The organism is Dickeya dadantii NCPPB 898, assembly GCF_000406145.1.
GTDB classification, from domain to species: domain Bacteria; phylum Pseudomonadota; class Gammaproteobacteria; order Enterobacterales; family Enterobacteriaceae; genus Dickeya; species Dickeya dadantii.
In genome coordinates, this window is record NZ_CM001976.1 from 2,786,379 (window position 1) to 2,807,005 (window position 20,627).

The window sequence follows — 20,627 nt, forward strand, 5'->3', positions numbered from 1 at the left end:
GCTATATCAAAACCCCCGCTGTTTTTCGGCTGCAACCCATTCATTTTATGGTTGCAGGGACATTATCACCGCAGTAAAAACGACCTCCCCTCAAGATCAGATGTTTTCCGATCAGATGTTTTCCGATCGGATTTTTTCTAATCACACATTCTCTAATCAGATGTTTTCCAATCAGATCCAATCAGATACTTTCCAGTCGGACACCGCGGGTCCGCGGGCCGAACACGCCGACGGTCACCACCACCGTCAACATGCTGATGATGATAAACGCCAGCACGCCGCTGGTGTCGTAATGTTGCAAAATCAGACCGATGACGATGCTGCTGAGCGCTGTCGATAGGCGGCTGAAGGAGTAACAAAAACCCACGCCGCGGGCGCGGATCGCCGTGGGGAAAACCTCGGTCTGATAGGCGTGATAGCTGATGGTCAGCCAGGCGTTGGAATAGGTGATCAGAAAACCACAGACAATCAGCCACAGCGGTTGCGTCTGAAAGGCAAACAGCGTGCCGAACACGACCGTCATCAGCGACGACAACACGATTTGCCACTTGTTTTCGAGTTTGCCGACGTACCAACTGCACAGCAGCGACCCCAGCGGATAGGCCAGCGTAATGAAAAACGCGTACAGCAGGCTGTGGGTCACGGTCGCGCCCCGTCCCGCCAGCAGCGCCGGTAGCCAGTTGCCGAAGCCGAAGAATCCGATCGCCTGAAAGGTGTTCATGACCACCAGCATCAGGGTACGGCGGCGATAGCGCACTGACCAGATATCGAGGAATCGACCGCGTGACGGCAACGTAATCCTCGTCTGCGGCTCCAGCGCCTTACCCGGCGGAATGCCGCAGCGGTGTTCCATCGCCGTCATTGCTTTTTCCGCTTCCCGGTAGCGTCCGCGCGATGCCAGCCAACGCGCCGATTCCACCAGATTACGGCGCAGCAGCCACACCACCAGCGAGCATACCGCACCGATGATGACCACATAACGCCAGCCGGATAGTCCCCAGAGCGTCTGCGGTAACAGCCACCAGGACATCAGCGCCACCGTCGGCACCGACAGAAACTGCATGAAGAACGCCATCGCAAACGCCTGACTACGCAGGTGGGTCGGCGCCCATTCGGACAGGTAGGTATCGATGGTCACCAATTCCACCCCCAGACCAATCCCCACCAGAAAGCGGCAGAGGATCACCCATTCCGCCTGAGTCTGGAACGCCATCAGCAGCGAAAACACGCCATACCACGCCAGCGCAAACATAAAAGCGGCGCGCCGTCCGAACCTATCCGCCTGCGGCGCAACCAAACTGGCACCGATAAACAGGCCGAAAAAGGTGGCGGACGCAAACGTGGCCTGATCCGATACGCCGAACAATCCCTCCTTGCCGACATGAAAAATCTTCTCCCCGATCAGGCCGGTACTGATGTAGGCGGTCTGAAACAGGTCGTAAAGCTCAAAGAAACCACCCAGCGACAGCAGGATGATGAAGCGCCACAGCCCCCACGATGAAGGTAAGGCATCAATACGCGTCGCCAGCGAATGAAGTGGAAGAGGATGATTGACGGCATAAACCGTCGGCGCGTTGCGCGCACTAAAAGTAGAATCCATGGTATTGCCCCTGATGATGATCGGTTATCGTTGGTAAACGTTCTGGCAAACCATAGCGGCAATAATTATCATTTGTTATTATTTGTCGGTAACATTATTTACAGAATGTTAAAGTGCAACCGGGCGGTAATACCCTACGGTGGGCTTTGCGAAGATAATCGTAATGTTATCGCCATCCACAGCGTGATGGCGATCGACAGGTGATATAACTGGTTACATAACGCACAACCTGTGGAGACGCTTTCATGCCTCGCGCCGGGCGTCATTCCCCGGACGACGACGGCGTTTTCACCCGAATCCGGCCAATCAGCTCACGCCGGAAATCCCCCAACCGAGGCTTGTCATCCAGCCACGGCAGCGGGCGACACAGCTCCATAGCGCGAATACCCAGCCGCGCGGTCAGTAGACCGGCGCCCAGCCCTTGCGCCGCGCGCGCCGACAGCCGCGCCGCCAAATCCTGCGACATCCAGTCCATGCCGATTTCCCGCACCAGCTCGCTGGCGCCGGCAAACGCCACATTCAACAGCACCAGCCGGAACAGGCGAATACGGCTGAAGTAGCCCAGTTCGATGCCGTACAACCGCGCAATCCGGTTGACCAGCCGCAGATTGCGCCAGGCGATGAACGCCATGTCCACCAGCGCCAGCGGGCTGACGGCAATCATCAGCGCCGACTCGGCGGCGGAGCGGCTGATCTCGCGGCGCGCCCGGGCATCCAGCACCGGTTGCACCACATGCGCGTATAACTCGGTGACTTCACGATCGTTGTGGGTATCGTGCAGCGACGCTTGCCAGCGTTGCAGCGCCGGATGCCCGACATCCAACCCGGCCTGACGGGCCAGATTTTCACAAAAGGCGCGGGCGCTGCCCGTGCCGTGGCTGTTGAGCAACTCCCGCGCCCGGTCACGGGTTTCCGCCCGCTGGCGCAACCGATACAACCGGCGCCACTCGACCGCCAGCGCGCCGACGCCGGCGCCGACAATCAGAGTGCCTGCCGCCACACCGCCGAGCGCAATCCAGTCCTGACCGATCCAGGCCTGATACAGCGAGCGCCCACCCTGTGCCAGCGCGCTAAGACCGAACAGTGCTACGCCCAGCTCCAGCATCCTGCGCCACAGGCTTCGGCGCGGGCGTAACGCGTCGCTGACCACCTGCTCGGCGCTCTCGCCATCATCCGGTTCGTCGTCGTCGGCCGTTGTTGCCGGAACAAAGCGCTGCGCCTCGCCCTCGGCAAAGGCGATCGACGGCCGCAACGGCGCATCGGCCGGTTCCACCGGCCCATTATCGAAGGTGATGCGGGGTTTCAACGGTTCATTCATCGCAATTTATCTCCCAGTAAAAACTCCATCACCGTATCCAGACGGATATGCGGCAACGGCGCGTCCGTTTGCATTTCCAGCGGACGAAACGGTTCAAAGTGGAATCCCTGCTCGCGCCAGAAGGACGGATCCGGCAGCCGCGACGGCACATCGCCGGGATACACCGTGACCGGCTCGCCGTCCGCCAGCCGGTTGCCGCGCAAGGCCGGCAACGACTGCCCCTGATGCGACACCACGCCGCTTTGCGTCGCCTGCACCGAGGCAATGCCCGCACAGTCGATCTCAATCCCTTCGAACGCCGCATTACGCCAGGCTTCCTGCACCAGTTGCTGTAGCAACGACACCAAATTGGCGTGTTGATCGGCGGTGATATGGTCGGACTGACTGGCGGCAAACATCAGTCGATCAATACACGGCGAAAACAGACGTCGCAGCAGGGTGCGTTTGCCGTAGTGAAAGCTCTGCATCAGTTGGGTCAGCGCCAGTCGCATGTCGTTAAACGACTGGACGCCGTGGTTGAGCGGTTGCAGGCAGTCCACCAGTACGATTTGCCGGTCGAAGCGCACAAAGTGCTGGCGATAGAATTCGCGCACCACATGCTGGCAGTAATAATCAAATCGCTGACGCAGCATACCGATCAGGGTGTGATCGCCGGCCTGCGCCAGCGCGGCGTCCAGCCGGTCGTCAGGCCACGGCCAGGGAAAGAACTGCAACACCGGCGCGCCGGCCAGATCGCCCGGCAACACAAAACGCCCCGGTTGAATGAAATGCAGCCCTTCTTGTTTGCATCGCAACAGATAGTCGGTGTACGCCTGGGCGATCGCCGCCAGCCGGTTTTCATCCGCCGGCGCCAGCGGGTCCAGCCCCTCGCACAGCGCCAGCCAGGGCTGCGCCCAGCCCAGCCGGTCGCCCTGCAACATGGCGGACATCTGCCGCGACCAGTCGGCGTAACTCTGCTCCAGCAACGGCAAATCCAGCAGCCACTCGCCGGGATAATCGACGATTTCCAGATAGAGCGTCGCGGTGTCGCGGAAATGGCGCAGCAAGCTGTCGCGGGAACGGTAACGCAGCGCCAGCCTGATTTCGCTGACGCCGCGGGTCGGCGTCGGCCAGGCGGGCGGCACGCCGTACAGCGACGCCATGCCTTCGTCATACGCAAACCGGGGAATACCCAGATCCCGCTGCGGAATGCGCCGCGCGCCCAGCAGCCGGTTTTCACGCGCCACCGAAAACAGCGGCAACCGCGCACCGTGCTGGGCGTTGAGTAATTGATTAACCAGTGAGGTAATAAAAGCCGTTTTACCGCTGCGGCTCAGACCGGTAACCGCCAGCCGCAGATGGCGATCGGCGCTGCGATTGACCAGCGCGTTGAATTCGTTCTGTAACCGGTTGAAAGGAAGGGAATAAGCCATGACGCTCCTGTTCATTTTCTTGCCTGGCGATACCGCATTATGGTGCGACCGCCGCGAAAAAACGAAAAATGATAGACGGGATTCGATAGCGTCGAACCCCGCTGCAGCGTGTGGGCCAGCCGTCGGCTGGCGTGGTAATGACAGACGTGGTGATTATAGCTGACGGAACTTGCTGCGCAGGCCGTACGTGTCCGATGTGATATAGCGCTCAATGCTACGCAACCGCTGCTCGCTGGCGCTCAGTATCGCATCCGCCTGATCCAGCAACGCATTCGGCGAGACACCAGCATCGGCGGGTTGGTACGCCTCCGGCGGCGCCGGGTCCAGCACGAAGCTGAGCACAATGTAGGCCACAGCGGTAATCAGGAACAGACCGAAGAAAATCGACAGCACGGCGATGATACGCACCAGCTTTACCGGCACATCAAAATAACGCGCCAGCCCGGCGCACACGCCTTTGATCATGCCTTCTTCCGGCAGACGATAAAGTTTTCGCTCAAAACGGGTGTTCATCAGGATTGCCTCCAGTTGGGATGCTCTGCATCCAGAATCTGTTCCAGCGCGTCGATCCGCTCGCGCATACGCTGTGCGTCTTCCGTTAACCGGACCAGCCGCTGCCGTTCAGCCGGATCCCATTGCGGCGAACGATTGCGGCGCTGGCTGTAGTGCAGCCACAGCCACAGTGGCGCCACAAACAGCAGGAACACCGTCAGCGGAATCATTGTCAGTACCAGAGCACCCATTTTTTCTCCTTAATTATTATAGCGATGCGGCAGGGCTGCCGCCGCAGCGGCAGCCAGTGGCGATTACTCCGCCGGTTTTACTTTGGCTTTCAGCGCCGCCAGTTGCGCATCGATCTCATCGCTGGTTTTCAAATCGGCAAACTGCTGATCCAGCGATTTATGTTTGCCCAGCCCCACGCTTTCCGCTTCCGCCTCCAGCGTATCGATACGACGTTCGAACTGTTCAAAGCGAGCCATCGCCTCATCCAGTTTACCGCTGTCGAGCTGGCGACGAATATCGCGGGATGAACTGGCGGCCTGATGGCGCAGCGTCAGCGCCTGCTGGCGGGCGCGGGTTTCGGTCAGCTTATTCTCCAGCTCGCCGATTTCCCGTTTTAGGCGCTCCAGCGTTTCGTCCACCGCCGCCGCTTCCTGCTCCAGCACCGTCACCAGTTCCGTCAGTTTCTGTTTTTCCACCAGCGCGGCGCGCGCCAGCTCCTCACGCTCACGGCGCAGCGCCAGCTCCGCTTTTTCCTGCCATTCGTCCTGCTGACCACGGGCCTGTTCAATGCGGCGGGCCAGCTGTTTCTTTTCCGCCAGCGCCCGGGCGGAGGTGGAACGCACTTCAACCAGTGTATCTTCCATTTCCTGAATCATCAGCCGCACCAGCTTCTGCGGGTCCTCGGCCTTATCCAGCAAGGCATTGATATTGGCGTTCACGATGTCGGCAAAACGGGAAAAAATACCCATACTCTACTCCTCAGTGATTTCCGGCGTCTGCGACGCCCGGTTCATTATCTCCATCAGCCGTTGCCTGATGACACAGTGGTATAATCAAATACCGTGCCAGCTTTTAAAAATCAAATAAAACAATGATAAATAACGAGTTAATCATTTAAATATACAGTCAGCGCTATCTTTGATATGGTCAAATTAACTAACAAGTGGTGAAAAATACAAGGTAATGTCATGGCGCACGAGCAAGAGTCGTTACTGGGCGAAGCCAACAGTTTTCTGGAAGTGCTGGAACAGGTGTCGCAACTGGCGCAGCTCAATAAACCGGTGCTGGTGATTGGCGAGCGGGGAACCGGTAAGGAACTGATTGCCAGCCGTCTGCATTACCTGTCGCCGCACTGGCAGGGGCCGTTCATTTCGCTCAACTGCGCGGCGCTGAACGAAAATCTGCTGGATTCCGAACTGTTCGGCCATGAAGCCGGCGCCTTCACCGGCGCGCAAAAGCGGCATCTGGGCCGTTTTGAGCGCGCCGACGGCGGCACCCTGTTTCTGGATGAACTGGCTACCGCGCCGATGCTGGTTCAGGAGAAGCTGTTGCGGGTGATCGAATACGGCGTGCTGGAACGTGTGGGCGGCGGTCAGTCGCTACAGGTGGATGTGCGGCTGGTGTGCGCCACCAACGAAGACCTGCCCGAGCTGGCCGCGCAGGGGAAATTTCGCGCCGACCTGCTGGACCGGCTGGCGTTCGACGTGGTTCACCTGCCGCCGCTGCGTCAGCGCCAGCAGGACATCATGTTGCTGGCGCAGCATTTCGCGGTGCAGATGTGTCGGGAACTTGGGCTGCCGCTGTTCCCCGGATTCAGCCCGCAGGCGGAGCGCACGCTGCTGGATTACGCCTGGCCGGGCAACATCCGCGAGCTGAAAAATGTGGTGGAACGTTCGCTGTACCGGCACGGCGATAGCCGCGATCCAGTAGATCGCATTATCCTCAATCCGTTCAAGCCGCTGGCCGCGTTCACGCCCGAGAAGGCAACCGCCGCCGCACAGGCGTCGCTCCCGACGCTGCCGCTGGACCTGCGCGACTGGCAGCATGTTCAGGAACAGCAACTGGTGCAGCAGGCGCTGACGCAGGCTCGCTTCAACCAGCGCAAGGCGGCCGAACTCTTAGGGGTGACTTACCACCAGTTTCGCGGCCTGTTAAAGAAACACGCCATCAATGACAATGAATGACATGGCAATGCTCTTTGCCGCACACCACCAGCGCACAACATTTTGCCAATCCCAATGCGCCCATCGAGGCGTATGACAGCGTCTCTCGGCGCGCGATGACCACCGCGCCAGTTGGCAATGGACGTGCGCGCCGGACAGGCATCAGCACAACGCCGCAGCGGTCACCACGGCTCAAACGGATCATCTAATTCCAGCCAGCTGTCCACGCCATCCAGCAATTCATCATCCGTTAGCAGGCAGTTATCCAGCTGCGTGGCGATCCACGCCTGATCCAGATGCTGACCGATAAACACAATCTCCTGACGCATATCGCCAAACGGCTCCTGCCACTTATTCCTGATAGCTGCCCGCGTTTCTTCATCTTGAGGCCAGCGCTCCGGCGGAATCGCCTTCCAGAACATGCCCGCCAGTCCGTAGCGCAGAATGCCCCCGGCCTGATGCCAGGAGCCGGCCTGAAACGGACGGGTCGCCAGCCAGAAGAACCCTTTGGAACGCAGCAGGCGGCCCGGCCCCCATTCATCCTTGCTCAGGAAGTCATGGAAACGCTGCGGATGAAACGGCCGCCGCGCCTGATATACAAAGTTGCCGATGCCGTAATGTTCGGTTTCCGGCGTATGGGTGCCGCGTAATTCCTGCAGCCAGCCCGGCGCCATGGCCGCGGTTTGCATATTGAAACGCCCGGTATTGAGCACCTCGTCCATCGGCACCTGACCGTGCGCGATCGGCAGAATGCGTGCCGACGGATTCAGGGTGTGCAGAATCGCCACCACTTCATCCCGCTGGCTATCGGTCATCTCATCGGTTTTGCTCACCAGCAGAACATCGCAAAACTCAATCTGCTCAATCAGCAAGTCGGTCACGCTGCGGATATCATCTTCGCCGAGGCTCTGCCCCACCGACTGTAAACTTTCCGCCGCCTGATACTGCGACAGGAAAGCGGCGCCATCCACCACCGTCACCATGGTATCCAGCCGGGCGAAATCCGACAGGCTTTGCCCCTGCTCGTCTTCAAAGGTAAACGTCTCCGCCACCGGCAACGGTTCGGAAATACCGCTGGACTCGATCAGCAGATAATCGTAACGGCCGGCGCGGGCCAGCTCGCGCACCGCCACCAGCAAGTCTTCCCGTAGGGTGCAGCAAATACAGCCGTTGCTCATCGACACCAGTTTTTCCTGACGGTGATCAAGCGTTACCTCCTGGCTGACCAAATCGGCATCGATATTCACTTCGCTCATGTCATTGACGATCACGGCGACCCGGCGACCCTGGCGGTTATTCAGAATGTGATTCAGCACCGTGGTCTTGCCGGCACCGAGAAAGCCGGACAGTACCGTGACGGGTAAAGGTTGCATACGCGTGCTCCTGCTCAGAAATGATTGTTCTGCGGCCCTAAACGGCATGACCGCTGCTCGCGGCACGCATACTATCATAATTGATATGTTATAACATAACATAAACAATGTTCACGGCGCCGTCATGCATAAATAGCTGTCGAATCCTGCCGACAACCCCATCAGTTTGCTGAAAAAACCGGCAGATAGACGTAAGAAATTGGGTGGAATGGCAGAGTGCGGTACACTCTGTATATTGCCGATTGCCTGAAAAAAAACCGTATGTCCGGAAAACACACTCTCGCACTGGCGCTGGCCTGGCTGGCGCTGCCGGTTCTGGCACAAACGCCGCCCGCCACGTCGACGCCGGCGCAAGCCATCCGCCACAGCGGTTTTGTTTATTGCGTCAATGACGTGCTCAGCACCTTTAATCCCCAGATGGCCCGCAGCGGGCTGATGGTGGATACGCTGGCCGCCCAGCTCTATGATCGCCTGCTGGGCGTCGATCCGTACACTTACCGGCTGATGCCGGAACTGGCGCAGCACTGGGACGTCACCGACAATGGCTCCACTTATCGATTCACCCTGCGCCGTGATGTGCCGTTCCAGCAAACCAGTTGGTTTACCCCCAGCCGCACAATGAACGCCGACGACGTGCTGTTTAGCTTCCAGCGCATGCTGGACAAAAATCACCCGTTCCACGACGTCAACGGCGGCGACTACCCTTATTTCGATAGTTTGCAGTTGGCGGACAACGTACAGAGCATCCGCAAACTGGGCGATTACAGCATCGAGATCCGCCTGCACAGCCCCGATGCCTCGTTTCTGTGGCATCTGGCTACCCACTACGCGCCGATCCTGTCGGCGGAATACGCCCAACAGTTGACCCAACAAGATCGGCGCGAACTGCTCGACCGTCAGCCGGTAGGCACCGGTCCTTACCGGCTGGATGAATACCGTTACGGGCAGTATGTGCGGCTGAAACGCAATGATGATTATTGGCGCGGCCAGCCGCGCATGGAACAGGTGGTGGTCGATCTCGGCTCCGGCGGCACCGGCCGTCTGTCCAAACTGTTGACCGGCGAGTGCGACGTGCTGGCCTACCCGGCCGCCAGCCAACTGACCATTCTGCGCAACGACCCGCGCCTGCGGCTGTCGCTGCGGCCGGGGATGAACGTCGCTTATCTGGCGTTCAACGTGCGCAAACCGCCGCTGGACGACTCCCGCGTGCGCCACGCCATCGCGCTGGCGATCAACAATGACCGCCTGATGCAGTCGATTTACTACGGCACCGCGGAAACCGCCGCCTCGATCCTGCCGCGCGCCTCCTGGGCCTACGACAACGAAGCACAGATCACCGAATACAATCCGGAGAAAGCGCGCCAGCAATTGAAAGAACTGGGGATTACCAACCTGCAACTGCAACTGTGGGTGCCGAGCGCCTCGCAGTCCTACAACCCCAGCCCGGTGAAAACCGCCGAACTGATTCAGGCCGATCTGGCGCAGGTGGGGATCAAGGTGACCATCATGCCGGTGGAAGGGCGTTTTCAGGAAGCGCGCCTGATGGAGATGAATCACGACCTGACGCTGGCGGGCTGGGCTACCGACAGCAATGACCCGGACAGCGTGTTCCGGCCGCTGCTGAGCTGCGCCGCCATCCGCTCCCAGACCAATTACGCCCACTGGTGCGACCCCGGTTTCGATCAGGTGCTACAGGATGCGCTCTCTTCCCAGCAACTCTCCCGCCGCATGGAATACTATCGCGTGGCGCACCACATTCTGGCCGAGCAGTTACCGGTATTGCCGCTGGCCTCGTCGCTGCGGATGCAGGCCTATCGCTACGACATGAAAGGACTGGTGCTCAGCCCGTTCGGCAACGCCTCTTTCGCCGGCGTCTACCGCGATGACGGCAGTGAAGAGAAGAATGAGGAAAAACCGGATGGCTCCGCCGTAGACCCGTCCTCCAGCGCGCCGATCCAGGGAGAACAACCGTGATTATCTTTACGCTTCGTCGCCTGTTGTTGTTGCTGGTCACGCTATTTCTGCTGTCGTTGATCGGTTTCAGTCTGATGTATTACACCCCGCATGCGCCGCTCAACGGCGCGGCGCTGCTCGACGCCTACCGCTTTTATTTCAGCAGTTTGCTGCAAGGGGATTTCGGCGTCTCCAGTACCAACGGGCAGCCGATTAGCGAACAGTTGCGCGACGTGCTGCCCGCCACCATTGAACTCTGTCTGCTGGCGTTTTCGTTGTCGCTGCTGGTGGGAATTCCGCTTGGCATCACTACCGGCGTACTGCAGCACAAAACCGCCGATCGACTGATCAGCGGGCTGGCGTTGCTGGGCTTTTCGCTGCCGGTGTTCTGGCTGGCGCTGCTGATGACGTTATTCTTTTCGCTGCATCTGGGCTGGCTGCCGGTGTCCGGCCGTTTCGACCTGCTCTACCCGGTGCCGCAGGTCACCGGCTTCGCGCTGATCGACGCCTGGCTGTCCGATTCGCCCTACCGGGAAGAGATGATCGCCAGCGCCGTACAGCACCTGATTCTGCCGGTGCTGGTGCTGTCGGTCGGCCCCACCACCGAAGTGATCCGACTGATGCGTATCAGCACCACCGATGTCGGCACCCAGAATTACATCAAGGCGGCGATTATCCGCGGGTTGCCGCGTTCCACCGTGATTCGTCGCCACCTGCTGCACAACGCGCTGCCGCCGATCATTCCGCAACTGGGTTTGCAATTCTCCACCATGCTGACGCTGGAGATGATCACCGAAGTGGTCTTTAACTGGCCCGGCATCGGCCGCTGGCTGGTCAACGCCATCCGCCAGCAGGACTTTGCGGCGATCTCCGCCGGGGTGATGGTGATCGGCGCGCTGGTGATCACCATTAATGTGCTGTCCGATATCTGGGGCGCCATGGCAAACCCGCTGAAACATAAGGAATGGTATGCACTCCGATAACATCTACGGCGAGAAAGAGCTTCCCAGCCGCTGGCGCGACGCCTGGAACGTGTTCCGCCAGGACCGGATGGCGATGGTCGGTTTCTACGGGTTTCTGTTGCTGCTGGGGCTGTGCCTGTTCGGCGATACGCTGGCGCCTTACGCGCTGGATCAGCAATTTCTCGGTTACCAACTGCTGCCGCCCTCGTGGTCGCGCTATGGCGAAGTATCGTTCTTTCTCGGCACCGACGATCTGGGGCGCGACCTGCTGAGCCGACTGCTGAGCGGCACGGCACCGACGTTTGGTTCGGCATTGCTGGTCACGCTGGCCGCTATGCTGGCCGGCATTCTGATCGGCCTGCTGGCCGGAGTAACCCACGGCCTGCGTTCCGCCATACTAAACCACATTCTCGACCCACTGCTGTCGATTCCTTCGCTGCTGCTGGCGATGGTAGTGATCGCCTTTATCGGCCCGCAGTTGACGCACGCCATGCTGGCGGTGTGGATGGCGCTGCTGCCGCGCATGGTGCGCACGATTTATACCGCGGTGCACGACGAACTGGAAAAAGAGTATGTGACCGCCGCCCGGCTGGACGGCGCGTCTACGCGCTACATTATCTGGTATGCGGTGGTGCCCAATATCCTGCCGCTGCTGGTCAGCGAAGTGACCCGCGCGCTGTCCATCGCCATTCTGGATATCGCCGCGCTCGGCTTTCTCAATCTGGGCGCGCAGTTGCCTACCACCGAATGGGGCGTGCTGCTGGGCAATTCGCTGGAACTGGTGTACGCCGCGCCCTGGACGGTGATGCTGCCCGGTGCGGCCATCACGCTCAGCGTGCTGATCGTCAACCTGCTGGGGGACGGCATTCGCCGCGCCCTGCTCGCTCAAACCGAATAGTGACGGAACAACACCATGGCATTACTGGAAATTCGTAATCTGACCATTGAATTCCTCACGCCGGACGGCCCGGTAAAAGCGGTGGATCGCGTCAGCATCAGCCTCACCGAGGGAGAAATTCGCGGACTGGTGGGCGAATCCGGCTCCGGCAAGAGCCTGATCGCCAAGGCTATCTGCGGCATTAACAAGGAAAACTGGCGCATCACCGCCGACCGTTTCCGTTTCGATGACGTGGACATGCTGCAACTCACGCCCCATCAGCGGCGTAAGCTGGTGCGGCACAACATGTCGATGATCTTTCAGGAACCGCAGTCCTGTCTGGACCCTTCCGCCCGCGTCGGCCGTCAACTGATGCAATCGATCCCCGGCTGGACCTACAAAGGCCGCTGGTGGCAACGCATCAACTGGCGTAAGCGCCGCGCCATCGAACTGCTGCACCGCGTCGGCATCAAGGATCACAAAGACATCATGCGCAGCTTTCCCTACGAACTGACGGAAGGGGAATGCCAGAAGGTGATGATCGCCATCGCGCTCGCCAATCAGCCCAGACTGCTGATCGCCGACGAACCGACCAACGCGATGGAAGCCACCACGCAGGCGCAGATTTTCCGCCTGCTCGCCCGGCTCAATCAGAACAACAACACCACCATTCTGCTGATCAGCCACGACTTGCAGACCATGAGCAAATGGGCGGACCGCATCAACGTGTTGTACTGCGGCCAGACGGTGGAAAGCGCGGTCAGCGATGAGTTGATCAGCGCGCCGCATCACCCTTACACCCAGGCGCTGATCCGCGCCATGCCGGACTTCGGCTGCTCGCTGCCGCACAAAAGCCGCCTCAACGCGCTGCCGGGAGCGATTCCGTCGCTGGCGCACCTGCCGGTGGGCTGCCGTCTGGGGCCACGTTGCCCCTATTCACAGAAAGAGTGCATGACGGCGCCGCCGCTCATCCCGGTGAAAACCCACTGGTACGCCTGCCACTTCCCGCTCAACATGGAGGAATCCTGATGGTGGAAACCCTGCTGGAAGCCCGTAACCTCACCAAAACCTTCCGTTACCGTACCGGCTGGTTCCGGCGTCAGCACGTCGAAGCGGTAAAATCGGTGAGTTTTACGCTGCGGGAGCGGCAAACGCTGGCGATCATCGGCGAAAACGGTTCGGGCAAATCCACGCTGGCCAAGATGTTGACCGGCGTGATCCCACCTACCTCCGGCGAACTGGTGATTGACGATCATCCGCTGGAATACGGCGACTATCACTACCGCAGCCAGCGTATTCGCATGATCTTTCAGGATTCGGCCAACTCGCTCAACCCGCGTCAGCGCATCGGTCAGTTGCTGGAATTACCGCTTCGGCTCAATACCGACCTGACGCCGCAGGAGCGGGAGAAAGCCATTAACCTGGCGCTGCGCCAGGTCGGTCTGCGCGCCGATCACGCCACCTATTACCCGCACGCGCTGGCGCCCGGTCAGAAACAACGTATCGGGCTGGCGAGGGCGTTGATCCTGCAACCCAAGGTGATCGTGGCGGATGAAGTGCTGGCGTCGCTGGATATGTCGGTGCGTTCACAGATCATCAACCTGATGCTGGAGCTGCAGGAGAAACACGGTATCTCCTATATCTATGTCACCCAGCATCTGGGCATGATGAAACACATCAGCGACCAGATTCTGGTGATGCAGGCAGGTGAAGTGGTCGAACGCGGCAGCACCGCCGATGTGCTGGCCTCGCCGCTGCACGACCTGACCAAGCGTCTGATCACCAGTCACTTTGGCGAAGCGCTGAGCGCCGACGCCTGGCGTCGCGACAGTAGCCCCGTCTGACCCGCCGGGCGAAGACAGCAGGATAAGTGGTTGGAGTACCCCTCGGGGCGCCATACGTGCTAGAATCGCCCGGTTTATTCACACCGATCATGGTAAATAATTATTTTTATTGACGATGATCGCAGCAACAATGATCACAAGGATATTGCCATGGGTTTTCTTAACGGTAAGCGCATTCTGGTAACGGGCGTTGCCAGCAACCGCTCCATCGCATACGGTATCGCACAGGCTATGCATCGCGAAGGTGCAGAACTGGCGTTCACCTACCAGAACGACAAGCTGAAGTCACGTGTGGAAGAGTTTGCCAAAGAGTTCGATTCAAGCATCGTTTTGCCGTGTGATGTTGCGGAAGATGCCAGCATTGACGCGCTGTTCGCCGAACTGGCGAAAGTCTGGCCGAAATTCGACGGCTTCGTACACTCCATCGCTTACGCGCCGGGCGACCAGTTGGACGGCGACTACGTGAACGCCGTCACCCGCGAAGGTTTTGCCATCGCTCACGACATCAGCGCCTACAGCTTTGTGGCGATGGCGAAAGCCTGCCGCAGCATGCTGAACCCGAACTCCGCGCTGATAACTCTGTCCTACCTGGGTGCCGAGCGCGCCATTCCGAACTACAACGTGATGGGCCTGGCGAAAGCGTCGCTGGAAGCCAACGTGCGCTACATGGCCAACGCCATGGGCCGCGACGGCGTGCGCGTCAATGCCGTTTCCGCGGGTCCGATCCGCACACTGGCGGCGTCCGGCATCAAGAACTTCAAAAAGATGCTGTCTCACTGCGAAGCGGTCACCCCGATCCGTCGCGTGGTCACCATTGAAGACGTGGGCAACGCCGCGGCCTTCATGTGTTCCGACCTGGCTGCCGGTATCTCCGGTGAAGTTCTGCACGTTGACGGCGGCTTCAACATCGCCGCGATGAACGAACTGGAACTGGGCGATTAATCTCGCCGCTCTGTACCGGACCACGGTCCGGTACAGGATTTTCGTTTCGTGAGTTACCGCTGTCTCCCCGCCTGTTTGCTGTGCCTTCGCTGCTTTTCTTCACTCTCAATACCACTGCCGTTAGCGGTCCATCAGCCAGTACTGCGCCGCCTCAAAGAAATGCTGCGCCAGCATAGTCGCGCGCCCGGCCTCGGCGATCACCACCGCGCCGTGACGCGGCATCGGCGTCAGCGCCAGCGGTCGCCAGGCCAGCTCCGGTGTCATCGCCGGCAACAAGCTGCCATTGGGCACAATGCCGCACCCCAGCCCGACAAATACGCTTTGCATTAATTGCAGCACCGACGCGCTTTCCACCCGTACCCGCGGCGTGATTGCCGCTTCGCGGAACTGGCTATCCAGATAGCGACGGAAATAACGGCTGGGTTCCGCCAGACACAGCGGAATCGTGGCGAGATCGGCCAACGCCAACGGACTGTCACCGTGCAGGCCAGGAAAGTGGCGCGGATGATACAGCAGCGATGCGCCCTGCTCCGCCAGCGACGACGCCTGAAAATGCAGCTCACGCAGCGTGGTCAGCTCGAAAAAACCGATCCCGACATCCACCGTGTGGGCGGTAAGCGCTTCCAGCAACCGACCCGCGCTGAACAGCGATACCTGATAATCCATCTCCGGGTAAGCACGGCTGACCGCCGCCAGTAATTCTGGCAGCGCCATGCTGCATTGCGGCACCGCGCCAATACGCAGCAGCCCACTGGTGCCGCGCGCAAGTGACGCCACTTCCAGTTTCAGCCCCTGATACACCGACACCATTTCCCGCGCCCACGCCAGCACCCGCTCGCCTTCGGCGGTGAAGCCTTCAAAATTATTGCCCCGATTGATGAGCGACAGCCCCAGTTCCCGCTCCAGGTTCTTCAGCCGCATCGACAGCGTCGGCTGGCTGACGAAGCTGGCCTCGGCCGCCCGGCCAAAATGGCGCTCTTTTTCCAGATTGCACAAATAGATAAGTTGCTTGATGTCCATCAGCTTCTCCAACAGGGCAGGCCGCGCCAGTATACCATCCCCCTGCGTCAGAGATCGGCGTCGCGATAAACCGCCTCTATCTCACTATCACCCCCCTTGATTAGACGCCATGCCACCCGCCGCCTACACTCTTGGTTAGCAAGCAAAGATTTAAAGATTTTTTTACATACTAAAAACATCATCACCTGCGTAGCGAATCATGAAATTCAAATCTTCAATCAAGCCATACCGCGCCGCCGCGGGCGGCTGGGGCTCTCTTGAAGCCACCACCCGTTTTGTCCTGGACAGCAAACAAGCGCTGAAAAATATCCGCAATTTGATGCGAGTCAATAAAAGCAAAGGATTCGACTGTCCCGGCTGCGCCTGGGGCGACGACAACAGCAGCACCTTCAGTTTTTGTGAAAACGGCGCCAAGGCGGTCAGTTGGGAAGCGACGCGCAAAGCCGCCGGGCCGGATTTCTTCGCCGAACACAGCGTCAGCACGTTGCGCCGCCAGAGCGACTATTTTCTTGAGTATCAGGGCCGGCTGACCCACCCGTTGCGCTACGATCGTGACAGCGACCACTATGTGCCGATCGACTGGGACGAAGCCTTCACGCTAATCGCCCGTCATATCCGCGAACTGGACCATCCTAATCAGATGGAGCTCTATACTTCCGGTCGCGCCAGTAATGAAGCGTCTTATCTGTATCAGCTGTTCGGCCGTATGGTCGGCACCAACAATTTTCCCGACTGTTCCAACATGTGTCATGAAGCCAGCGGCACCGGGCTGAAACAGAGCATCGGCGTCGGTAAAGGCACGGTACGATTAGCGGATTTCGAATACGCCGACGCCATTTTCGTGTTCGGCCAGAACCCCGGCACCAACCACCCGCGTATGTTGCACAGCCTGCGTCATGCCGCCGATCGCGGCGCGCATATCGTGGCGTTCAACACCTTGCGCGAGCGCGGTCTGGAACGCTTCGCCAACCCGCAAAACCCGCTGGAACTGCTGACGCCGCTGTCCGGCGCCATTAGCGAAACTTACCTGCAACCCAATTTGGGCGGCGATATGGCGGCGGTGCGCGGCATGGTGAAAGCGCTGCTGGAAACCCACCGCCAGCGGCTGGCGGCAGGCGAAGCGGGATTGTTCGATCAGGCATTTATCGACCAGTATACCGATGGCGTGGCGGCGTATTTGCAACAGGTGGACGCCACCCCGTGGGACAACATCGTGCGGCAGTCCGGGCTGAGTGAAGCGCAGATCCGCTACGTCGCCGGCATTTACCAGCAGTCCGACCGGGTGATCTGCACCTGGGCGATGGGCATCACCCAGCACCGGCATTCGGTCGCGACGGTGCGGGAAATCGTCAATCTGCAGCTGTTGTTCGGCCAGCTCGGCAAGCCGGGCGCCGGTCTGTGCCCGGTGCGCGGCCACAGCAACGTACAGGGCAACCGCACCATGGGGATCGATGAGAAACCCGCCGACGCGCTGCTCGACAGCCTGGCGCGTCACTTCGGCTTTACCCCACCGCGCGGCCACGGCCACAACACCGTACAGGCGTTGGAAGCGATGCTGCGTGATGAAATCCGGGTGCTGATCGCGCTGGGCGGCAACCTGGCCGCCGCCGCGCCGGATACCGACCGCACCGCACAGGCGCTGAGCCGTTGCGGCCTGACGGTGCACATCAGCACCAAGCTCAACCGCAGCCACCTGATTACCGCACGGCAAGATACGCTGATTCTGCCGACGCTGGGCCGCACCGAACGGGACATGCAGGCCAGCGGCCCGCAGTTTGTAACCGTTGAAGACTCATTCAGCATGGTGCATGCCTCGGAAGGCATCAGCCCACCGCTGTCGGCTCAGCAGCGCTCGGAAACCGCCATCGTCGCCGGCATCGCCCACGCGGTGCTGGGGCGCGACCACCTCGACTGGCTGGCGCTGGCCGCCGACTATAACCTGATCCGCGACCACATCGCCGCCACCCTGCCGGGCTTCGCCGACTTCAATCAGCGCTGCGCCGAGCCGGGCGGCTTCTGGCTCGGCAACGCGGCGGCGGCGTATCGATTCAACACCGCTACCGGCCATGCACGTTTTGGCGACGCACCGCTGCCGGACAGCGTGGTGCCGGTTTCCGGCGATGCGCCCGCACCGTTCACGCTGCAAACCTTGCGCTCCCACGACCAGTACAACACCACTATTTATGGGCTGGATGACCGCTACCGCGGCGTGTACGGCCAGCGCGACGTACTGTTCATGCACCCGAAGGATATCGCCGCGCTCGGGTTGCGGGACGGCGATCGGGTGGATATCGAAACCCTGTGGCATGACCATATCGAGCGCAAAGTCACCGGTTTCCGGCTGGTCGGCTACAACATCCCACGCGGCAATCTGGCGGCCTACTACCCGGAAACCAACCCGCTGGTGCCGCTGTCCAGCTATGGCGAAGGCACCTTCACGCCAACCTCCAAATCGGTGCCGGTGCGCATTACGCCCAGTGAGACGGTAGCGCTGCAACGTATCGCCTGATGCACGGGCCGGGTGGGTTCTTTTCGCACCCGGCCCGGCAATATATTCCCATCAATACGGGTGACGATGGATCTTCCCATCCCCGCCGAACAACGCTTGCCGCCAGCGGCCGATTCGCGTAAAACTGTCTGCCGCTAAAGCCACTATTAACCGCAATTCTGGACGCTATGTTTCAAGACAATCCGCTGCTTGCGCAGCTTAAACAGCAACTCCACTCTCAGACGCCGCGAGCGGAAGGCATCGTAAAAGCCACCGACAAGGGATTCGGTTTTCTTGAAGCCGACGGGCAGAAGAGCTATTTCATCCCGCCGCCGCACATGAAGAAAGTGATGCACGGCGACCGTATCATCGCCGCGCTGCATACCGAGAAAGAGCGCGAAATCGCCGAGCCGGAAACGCTGGTGGAACCGTTCCTGACCCGCTTTGTCGGGCGGGTACAGAAAAAAGACGACCGTCTGTCCATCGTGCCGGACCACCCGCTGCTGAAAGACGCCATTCCCTGCCGCCCGGCGCGCGAAGTCGAGCAGGATTTTAAAGAAGGCGACTGGGCGGTAGCGGAAATGCGCCGTCATCCGCTGAAAGGCGACCGCGGTTTTTTTGCCGATCTGACTCACTACATCACCACCGGCGACGACCCGCTGGCGCCCTGGTGGGTGACGCTGTCGCGTCATAACCTGGAGCGCATCGCGCCGGACGCGGACGCCGCCGAACTCGACGACGGCCAGCTTGAACGCGAAGACCTGACCGGGCTGGATTTTGTCACCATCGACAGCGCCAGCACCGAAGATATGGATGACGCGCTGTATGTGCAGGACAACGGCGACGGCACGCTGGAGATGACGGTGGCGATCGCCGATCCGACCGCCTACGTACGCGCCGACAGTGAGCTGGACGCTATCGCCCGCCAGCGCGCGTTCACCAACTACCTGCCCGGCTTCAATATTCCGATGCTGCCGCGCCACCTGTCTGACGATATCTGCTCGCTGCGCCCGAACGAACGCCGTCCGGTGCTGGCCTGCCGCATGACAATTGCCGCCGACGGCGCGCTGAGCCAGATTCGGTTCTTTGCCGCCTGGATCGAGTCGCGCGCCAAACTGGTGTACGACGAGGTGTCTAACTGGCTGGAGCAACAAGGCGACTGGCAGCCGGAAAGCGATAATATCGCCGACCAGATCCGTCTGCTGCACCGCGTGTGTCAGGCCCGCAGCGCCTGGCGTACTACCCATGCACTGGTGTTCCGCGACCGTCCGGATTACCGCTTCCTGCTGGGTGAAAAAGGCGAGGTGCTGGATATCGTCACCGAACCGCGCCGCATCGCCAACCGCATCGTGGAAGAAGCGATGATCGCCGCCAACGTCTGCGCGGCGCAGGTATTGCGCGACGAGCTGGGTTTTGGCATCTACAACGTCCACAACGGTTTCGACCCGGTCAGCATTGAACAGGCGGTGGCGGTACTGGAAAGCAACGGTATTCAGGCCGACGCCCAGCAACTGCTGACGTTGGACGGTTTCTGCGTTCTGCGCCGCGAGCTGGACGCCCAGCCGACCCAGTTCCTCGACAGCCGTATTCGCCGCTTCCAGACGTTTGCGGAAATCAGCACCGCGCCCGGCCCGCACTTTGGTTTGGGGCTGGAAGCTTACGCCACCTGGACCTCGCCGATCCGTAAATACGGCGATATGGTCAACCACCGGTTGCTGAAAGCGATCATTACGCATACCCCGGCGGAAAAACCGCAGGACGACGTGACGCTGCAACTGGCCGAACGTCGCCGCCTCAACCGGATGGCGGAGCGCGACGTCAGCGACTGGCTGTACGCCCGTTTCCTGAAAGATAAAGCCGGCACCGACGCCCGCTTTACCGGTGAGATTATGGACGTTAACCGCGGCGGTCTGCGCGTACGCCTGCTGGAAAACGGCGCTACCGCCTTTATTCCAGCCTCGTTCATTCACGCGGTGCGCGACGAACTGGTGTGCAGTCAGGACACCGGCATCGTCACGGTGAAAGGCGAACCGGTCTACCGCCAGAGCGATACCCTGACGGTGATGCTGATCGAGGTGCGGCTTGAGACCCGCAGCATCATCGCCAAACCGGCGGCCTGATTCGCGCCAGTCCCACGCCACCCAGTCGGGTGGCGTTTTTTTATCGTCGGAA

The 20,627-nt window shown here is 60.2% G+C and carries 17 protein-coding genes; 9 read left to right on the forward strand and 8 right to left on the reverse strand.

Translation table 11 applies throughout. The annotated features are described in order from the left end of the window. Positions 1–181: 181 nt before the first annotated feature. The 6 genes from DDA898_RS12705 to pspA all read right to left on the reverse strand — a co-directional run bounded on the left by DDA898_RS12705 (position 182) and on the right by pspA (position 5,802). Positions 182–1,600, reverse strand: a complete 1,419-nt coding sequence (locus DDA898_RS12705; RefSeq protein ID WP_038911365.1) for an MFS transporter — start codon at positions 1,598–1,600, stop codon at positions 182–184. Between the two features lie 262 nt (positions 1,601–1,862). After that, a complete protein-coding gene (locus DDA898_RS12710; RefSeq protein WP_038911366.1) occupies positions 1,863–2,918 on the reverse strand; it encodes a YcjF family protein in 1,056 nt (351 codons plus the stop codon). Further along, complete coding sequence (locus DDA898_RS12715) at positions 2,915–4,330, reverse strand: YcjX family GTP-binding protein (protein ID WP_038911367.1); 1,416 nt, start codon at positions 4,328–4,330, stop codon at positions 2,915–2,917. Before DDA898_RS12715 ends, DDA898_RS12710 begins: the two co-directional genes overlap by 4 nt. Positions 4,331–4,483: 153 nt before the next feature. Further along, on the reverse strand, positions 4,484–4,843 hold the full coding sequence (pspC, locus tag DDA898_RS12720) for an envelope stress response membrane protein PspC (RefSeq protein WP_038911368.1): 360 nt from the start codon (positions 4,841–4,843) through the stop codon (positions 4,484–4,486). Further along, entirely contained in the window at positions 4,843–5,073 is a 231-nt protein-coding gene (pspB, locus tag DDA898_RS12725) for an envelope stress response membrane protein PspB (protein WP_038901432.1), read from the reverse strand. The genes pspC and pspB overlap by 1 nt, the downstream gene beginning before the upstream one ends. Positions 5,074–5,136: 63 nt before the next feature. Further along, entirely contained in the window at positions 5,137–5,802 is a 666-nt protein-coding gene (pspA, locus tag DDA898_RS12730; RefSeq protein ID WP_013318291.1) for a phage shock protein PspA, read from the reverse strand. Between the two features lie 219 nt (positions 5,803–6,021). On the opposite strand from pspA, the gene pspF reads away from it, so the two are divergent. Next, positions 6,022–7,017: a phage shock protein operon transcriptional activator gene (pspF, locus tag DDA898_RS12735; RefSeq protein ID WP_038911369.1), complete on the forward strand. Its 996-nt coding sequence runs from the start codon at positions 6,022–6,024 to the stop codon at positions 7,015–7,017. A 161-nt stretch (positions 7,018–7,178) separates the two neighbouring features. On the opposite strand, the gene zigA is transcribed toward pspF, so the two are convergent. Then, positions 7,179–8,369 carry a zinc metallochaperone GTPase ZigA gene (gene zigA / locus DDA898_RS12740; protein ID WP_038911370.1) on the reverse strand — a complete coding sequence of 397 codons (1,191 nt, stop codon included), beginning with the start codon at positions 8,367–8,369 and terminating at the stop codon, positions 7,179–7,181. 261 nt (positions 8,370–8,630) lie between these two features. On the opposite strand from zigA, the gene sapA reads away from it, so the two are divergent. The 6 genes from sapA (at position 8,631) to fabI (ending at position 14,947) form a co-directional block, all read left to right on the forward strand. Next, complete coding sequence (gene sapA, locus DDA898_RS12745) at positions 8,631–10,343, forward strand: ABC transporter substrate-binding protein SapA (RefSeq protein WP_038912568.1); 1,713 nt, start codon at positions 8,631–8,633, stop codon at positions 10,341–10,343. Continuing rightward, entirely contained in the window at positions 10,340–11,305 is a 966-nt protein-coding gene (sapB, locus tag DDA898_RS12750; protein WP_038901436.1) for a putrescine export ABC transporter permease SapB, read from the forward strand. Before sapA ends, sapB begins: the two co-directional genes overlap by 4 nt. Beyond that, entirely contained in the window at positions 11,292–12,182 is an 891-nt protein-coding gene (sapC, locus tag DDA898_RS12755) for a putrescine export ABC transporter permease SapC (RefSeq protein WP_038901437.1), read from the forward strand. The genes sapB and sapC overlap by 14 nt, the downstream gene beginning before the upstream one ends. 15 nt (positions 12,183–12,197) lie before the next feature. Continuing rightward, positions 12,198–13,190: a putrescine export ABC transporter ATP-binding protein SapD gene (gene sapD / locus DDA898_RS12760; RefSeq protein ID WP_013318297.1), complete on the forward strand. Its 993-nt coding sequence runs from the start codon at positions 12,198–12,200 to the stop codon at positions 13,188–13,190. Beyond that, on the forward strand, positions 13,190–14,005 hold the full coding sequence (gene sapF / locus DDA898_RS12765) for a putrescine export ABC transporter ATP-binding protein SapF (protein WP_013318298.1): 816 nt from the start codon (positions 13,190–13,192) through the stop codon (positions 14,003–14,005). Before sapD ends, sapF begins: the two co-directional genes overlap by 1 nt. Before the next feature lie 150 nt (positions 14,006–14,155). After that, positions 14,156–14,947 (forward strand): enoyl-ACP reductase FabI, encoded by a 792-nt coding sequence (gene fabI / locus DDA898_RS12770; RefSeq protein ID WP_038911371.1) that lies wholly within the window; start codon positions 14,156–14,158, stop codon positions 14,945–14,947. A gap of 120 nt (positions 14,948–15,067) precedes the next feature. Here fabI and DDA898_RS12775 read toward each other — a convergent pair whose 3' ends face one another. After that, positions 15,068–15,967, reverse strand: a complete 900-nt coding sequence (locus tag DDA898_RS12775) for a LysR family transcriptional regulator (protein ID WP_038912569.1) — start codon at positions 15,965–15,967, stop codon at positions 15,068–15,070. A 199-nt stretch (positions 15,968–16,166) separates the two neighbouring features. On the opposite strand from DDA898_RS12775, the gene DDA898_RS12780 reads away from it, so the two are divergent. Both DDA898_RS12780 and DDA898_RS12785 read left to right on the forward strand, forming a co-directional pair. Next, a complete protein-coding gene (locus DDA898_RS12780; protein ID WP_038911373.1) occupies positions 16,167–18,476 on the forward strand; it encodes an FdhF/YdeP family oxidoreductase in 2,310 nt (769 codons plus the stop codon). 167 nt (positions 18,477–18,643) lie between these two features. Beyond that, positions 18,644–20,575 carry an exoribonuclease II gene (locus DDA898_RS12785; RefSeq protein WP_038911374.1) on the forward strand — a complete coding sequence of 644 codons (1,932 nt, stop codon included), beginning with the start codon at positions 18,644–18,646 and terminating at the stop codon, positions 20,573–20,575. Positions 20,576–20,627 lie beyond the last annotated feature (52 nt).

Excerpts from the sequence above, each read along its gene's own strand:
- DDA898_RS12705 (WP_038911365.1), bottom strand. The coding sequence starts at position 1,600 with ATGGATTCTACTTTTAGTGCGCGCAACGCGCCGACGGTTTATGCCGTC.
- DDA898_RS12710 (WP_038911366.1), bottom strand. The coding sequence starts at position 2,918 with ATGAATGAACCGTTGAAACCCCGCATCACCTTCGATAATGGGCCGGTG.
- DDA898_RS12715 (WP_038911367.1), bottom strand. The coding sequence starts at position 4,330 with ATGGCTTATTCCCTTCCTTTCAACCGGTTACAGAACGAATTCAACGCG.
- pspC (WP_038911368.1), bottom strand. The coding sequence starts at position 4,843 with ATGAACACCCGTTTTGAGCGAAAACTTTATCGTCTGCCGGAAGAAGGC.
- pspB (WP_038901432.1), bottom strand. The coding sequence starts at position 5,073 with ATGGGTGCTCTGGTACTGACAATGATTCCGCTGACGGTGTTCCTGCTG.
- pspA (WP_013318291.1), bottom strand. The coding sequence starts at position 5,802 with ATGGGTATTTTTTCCCGTTTTGCCGACATCGTGAACGCCAATATCAAT.
- pspF (WP_038911369.1), top strand. The coding sequence starts at position 6,022 with ATGGCGCACGAGCAAGAGTCGTTACTGGGCGAAGCCAACAGTTTTCTG.
- zigA (WP_038911370.1), bottom strand. The coding sequence starts at position 8,369 with ATGCAACCTTTACCCGTCACGGTACTGTCCGGCTTTCTCGGTGCCGGC.
- sapA (WP_038912568.1), top strand. The coding sequence starts at position 8,631 with ATGTCCGGAAAACACACTCTCGCACTGGCGCTGGCCTGGCTGGCGCTG.
- sapC (WP_038901437.1), top strand. The coding sequence starts at position 11,292 with ATGCACTCCGATAACATCTACGGCGAGAAAGAGCTTCCCAGCCGCTGG.
- sapD (WP_013318297.1), top strand. The coding sequence starts at position 12,198 with ATGGCATTACTGGAAATTCGTAATCTGACCATTGAATTCCTCACGCCG.
- sapF (WP_013318298.1), top strand. The coding sequence starts at position 13,190 with ATGGTGGAAACCCTGCTGGAAGCCCGTAACCTCACCAAAACCTTCCGT.
- fabI (WP_038911371.1), top strand. The coding sequence starts at position 14,156 with ATGGGTTTTCTTAACGGTAAGCGCATTCTGGTAACGGGCGTTGCCAGC.
- DDA898_RS12775 (WP_038912569.1), bottom strand. The coding sequence starts at position 15,967 with ATGGACATCAAGCAACTTATCTATTTGTGCAATCTGGAAAAAGAGCGC.
- DDA898_RS12780 (WP_038911373.1), top strand. The coding sequence starts at position 16,167 with ATGAAATTCAAATCTTCAATCAAGCCATACCGCGCCGCCGCGGGCGGC.
- DDA898_RS12785 (WP_038911374.1), top strand. The coding sequence starts at position 18,644 with ATGTTTCAAGACAATCCGCTGCTTGCGCAGCTTAAACAGCAACTCCAC.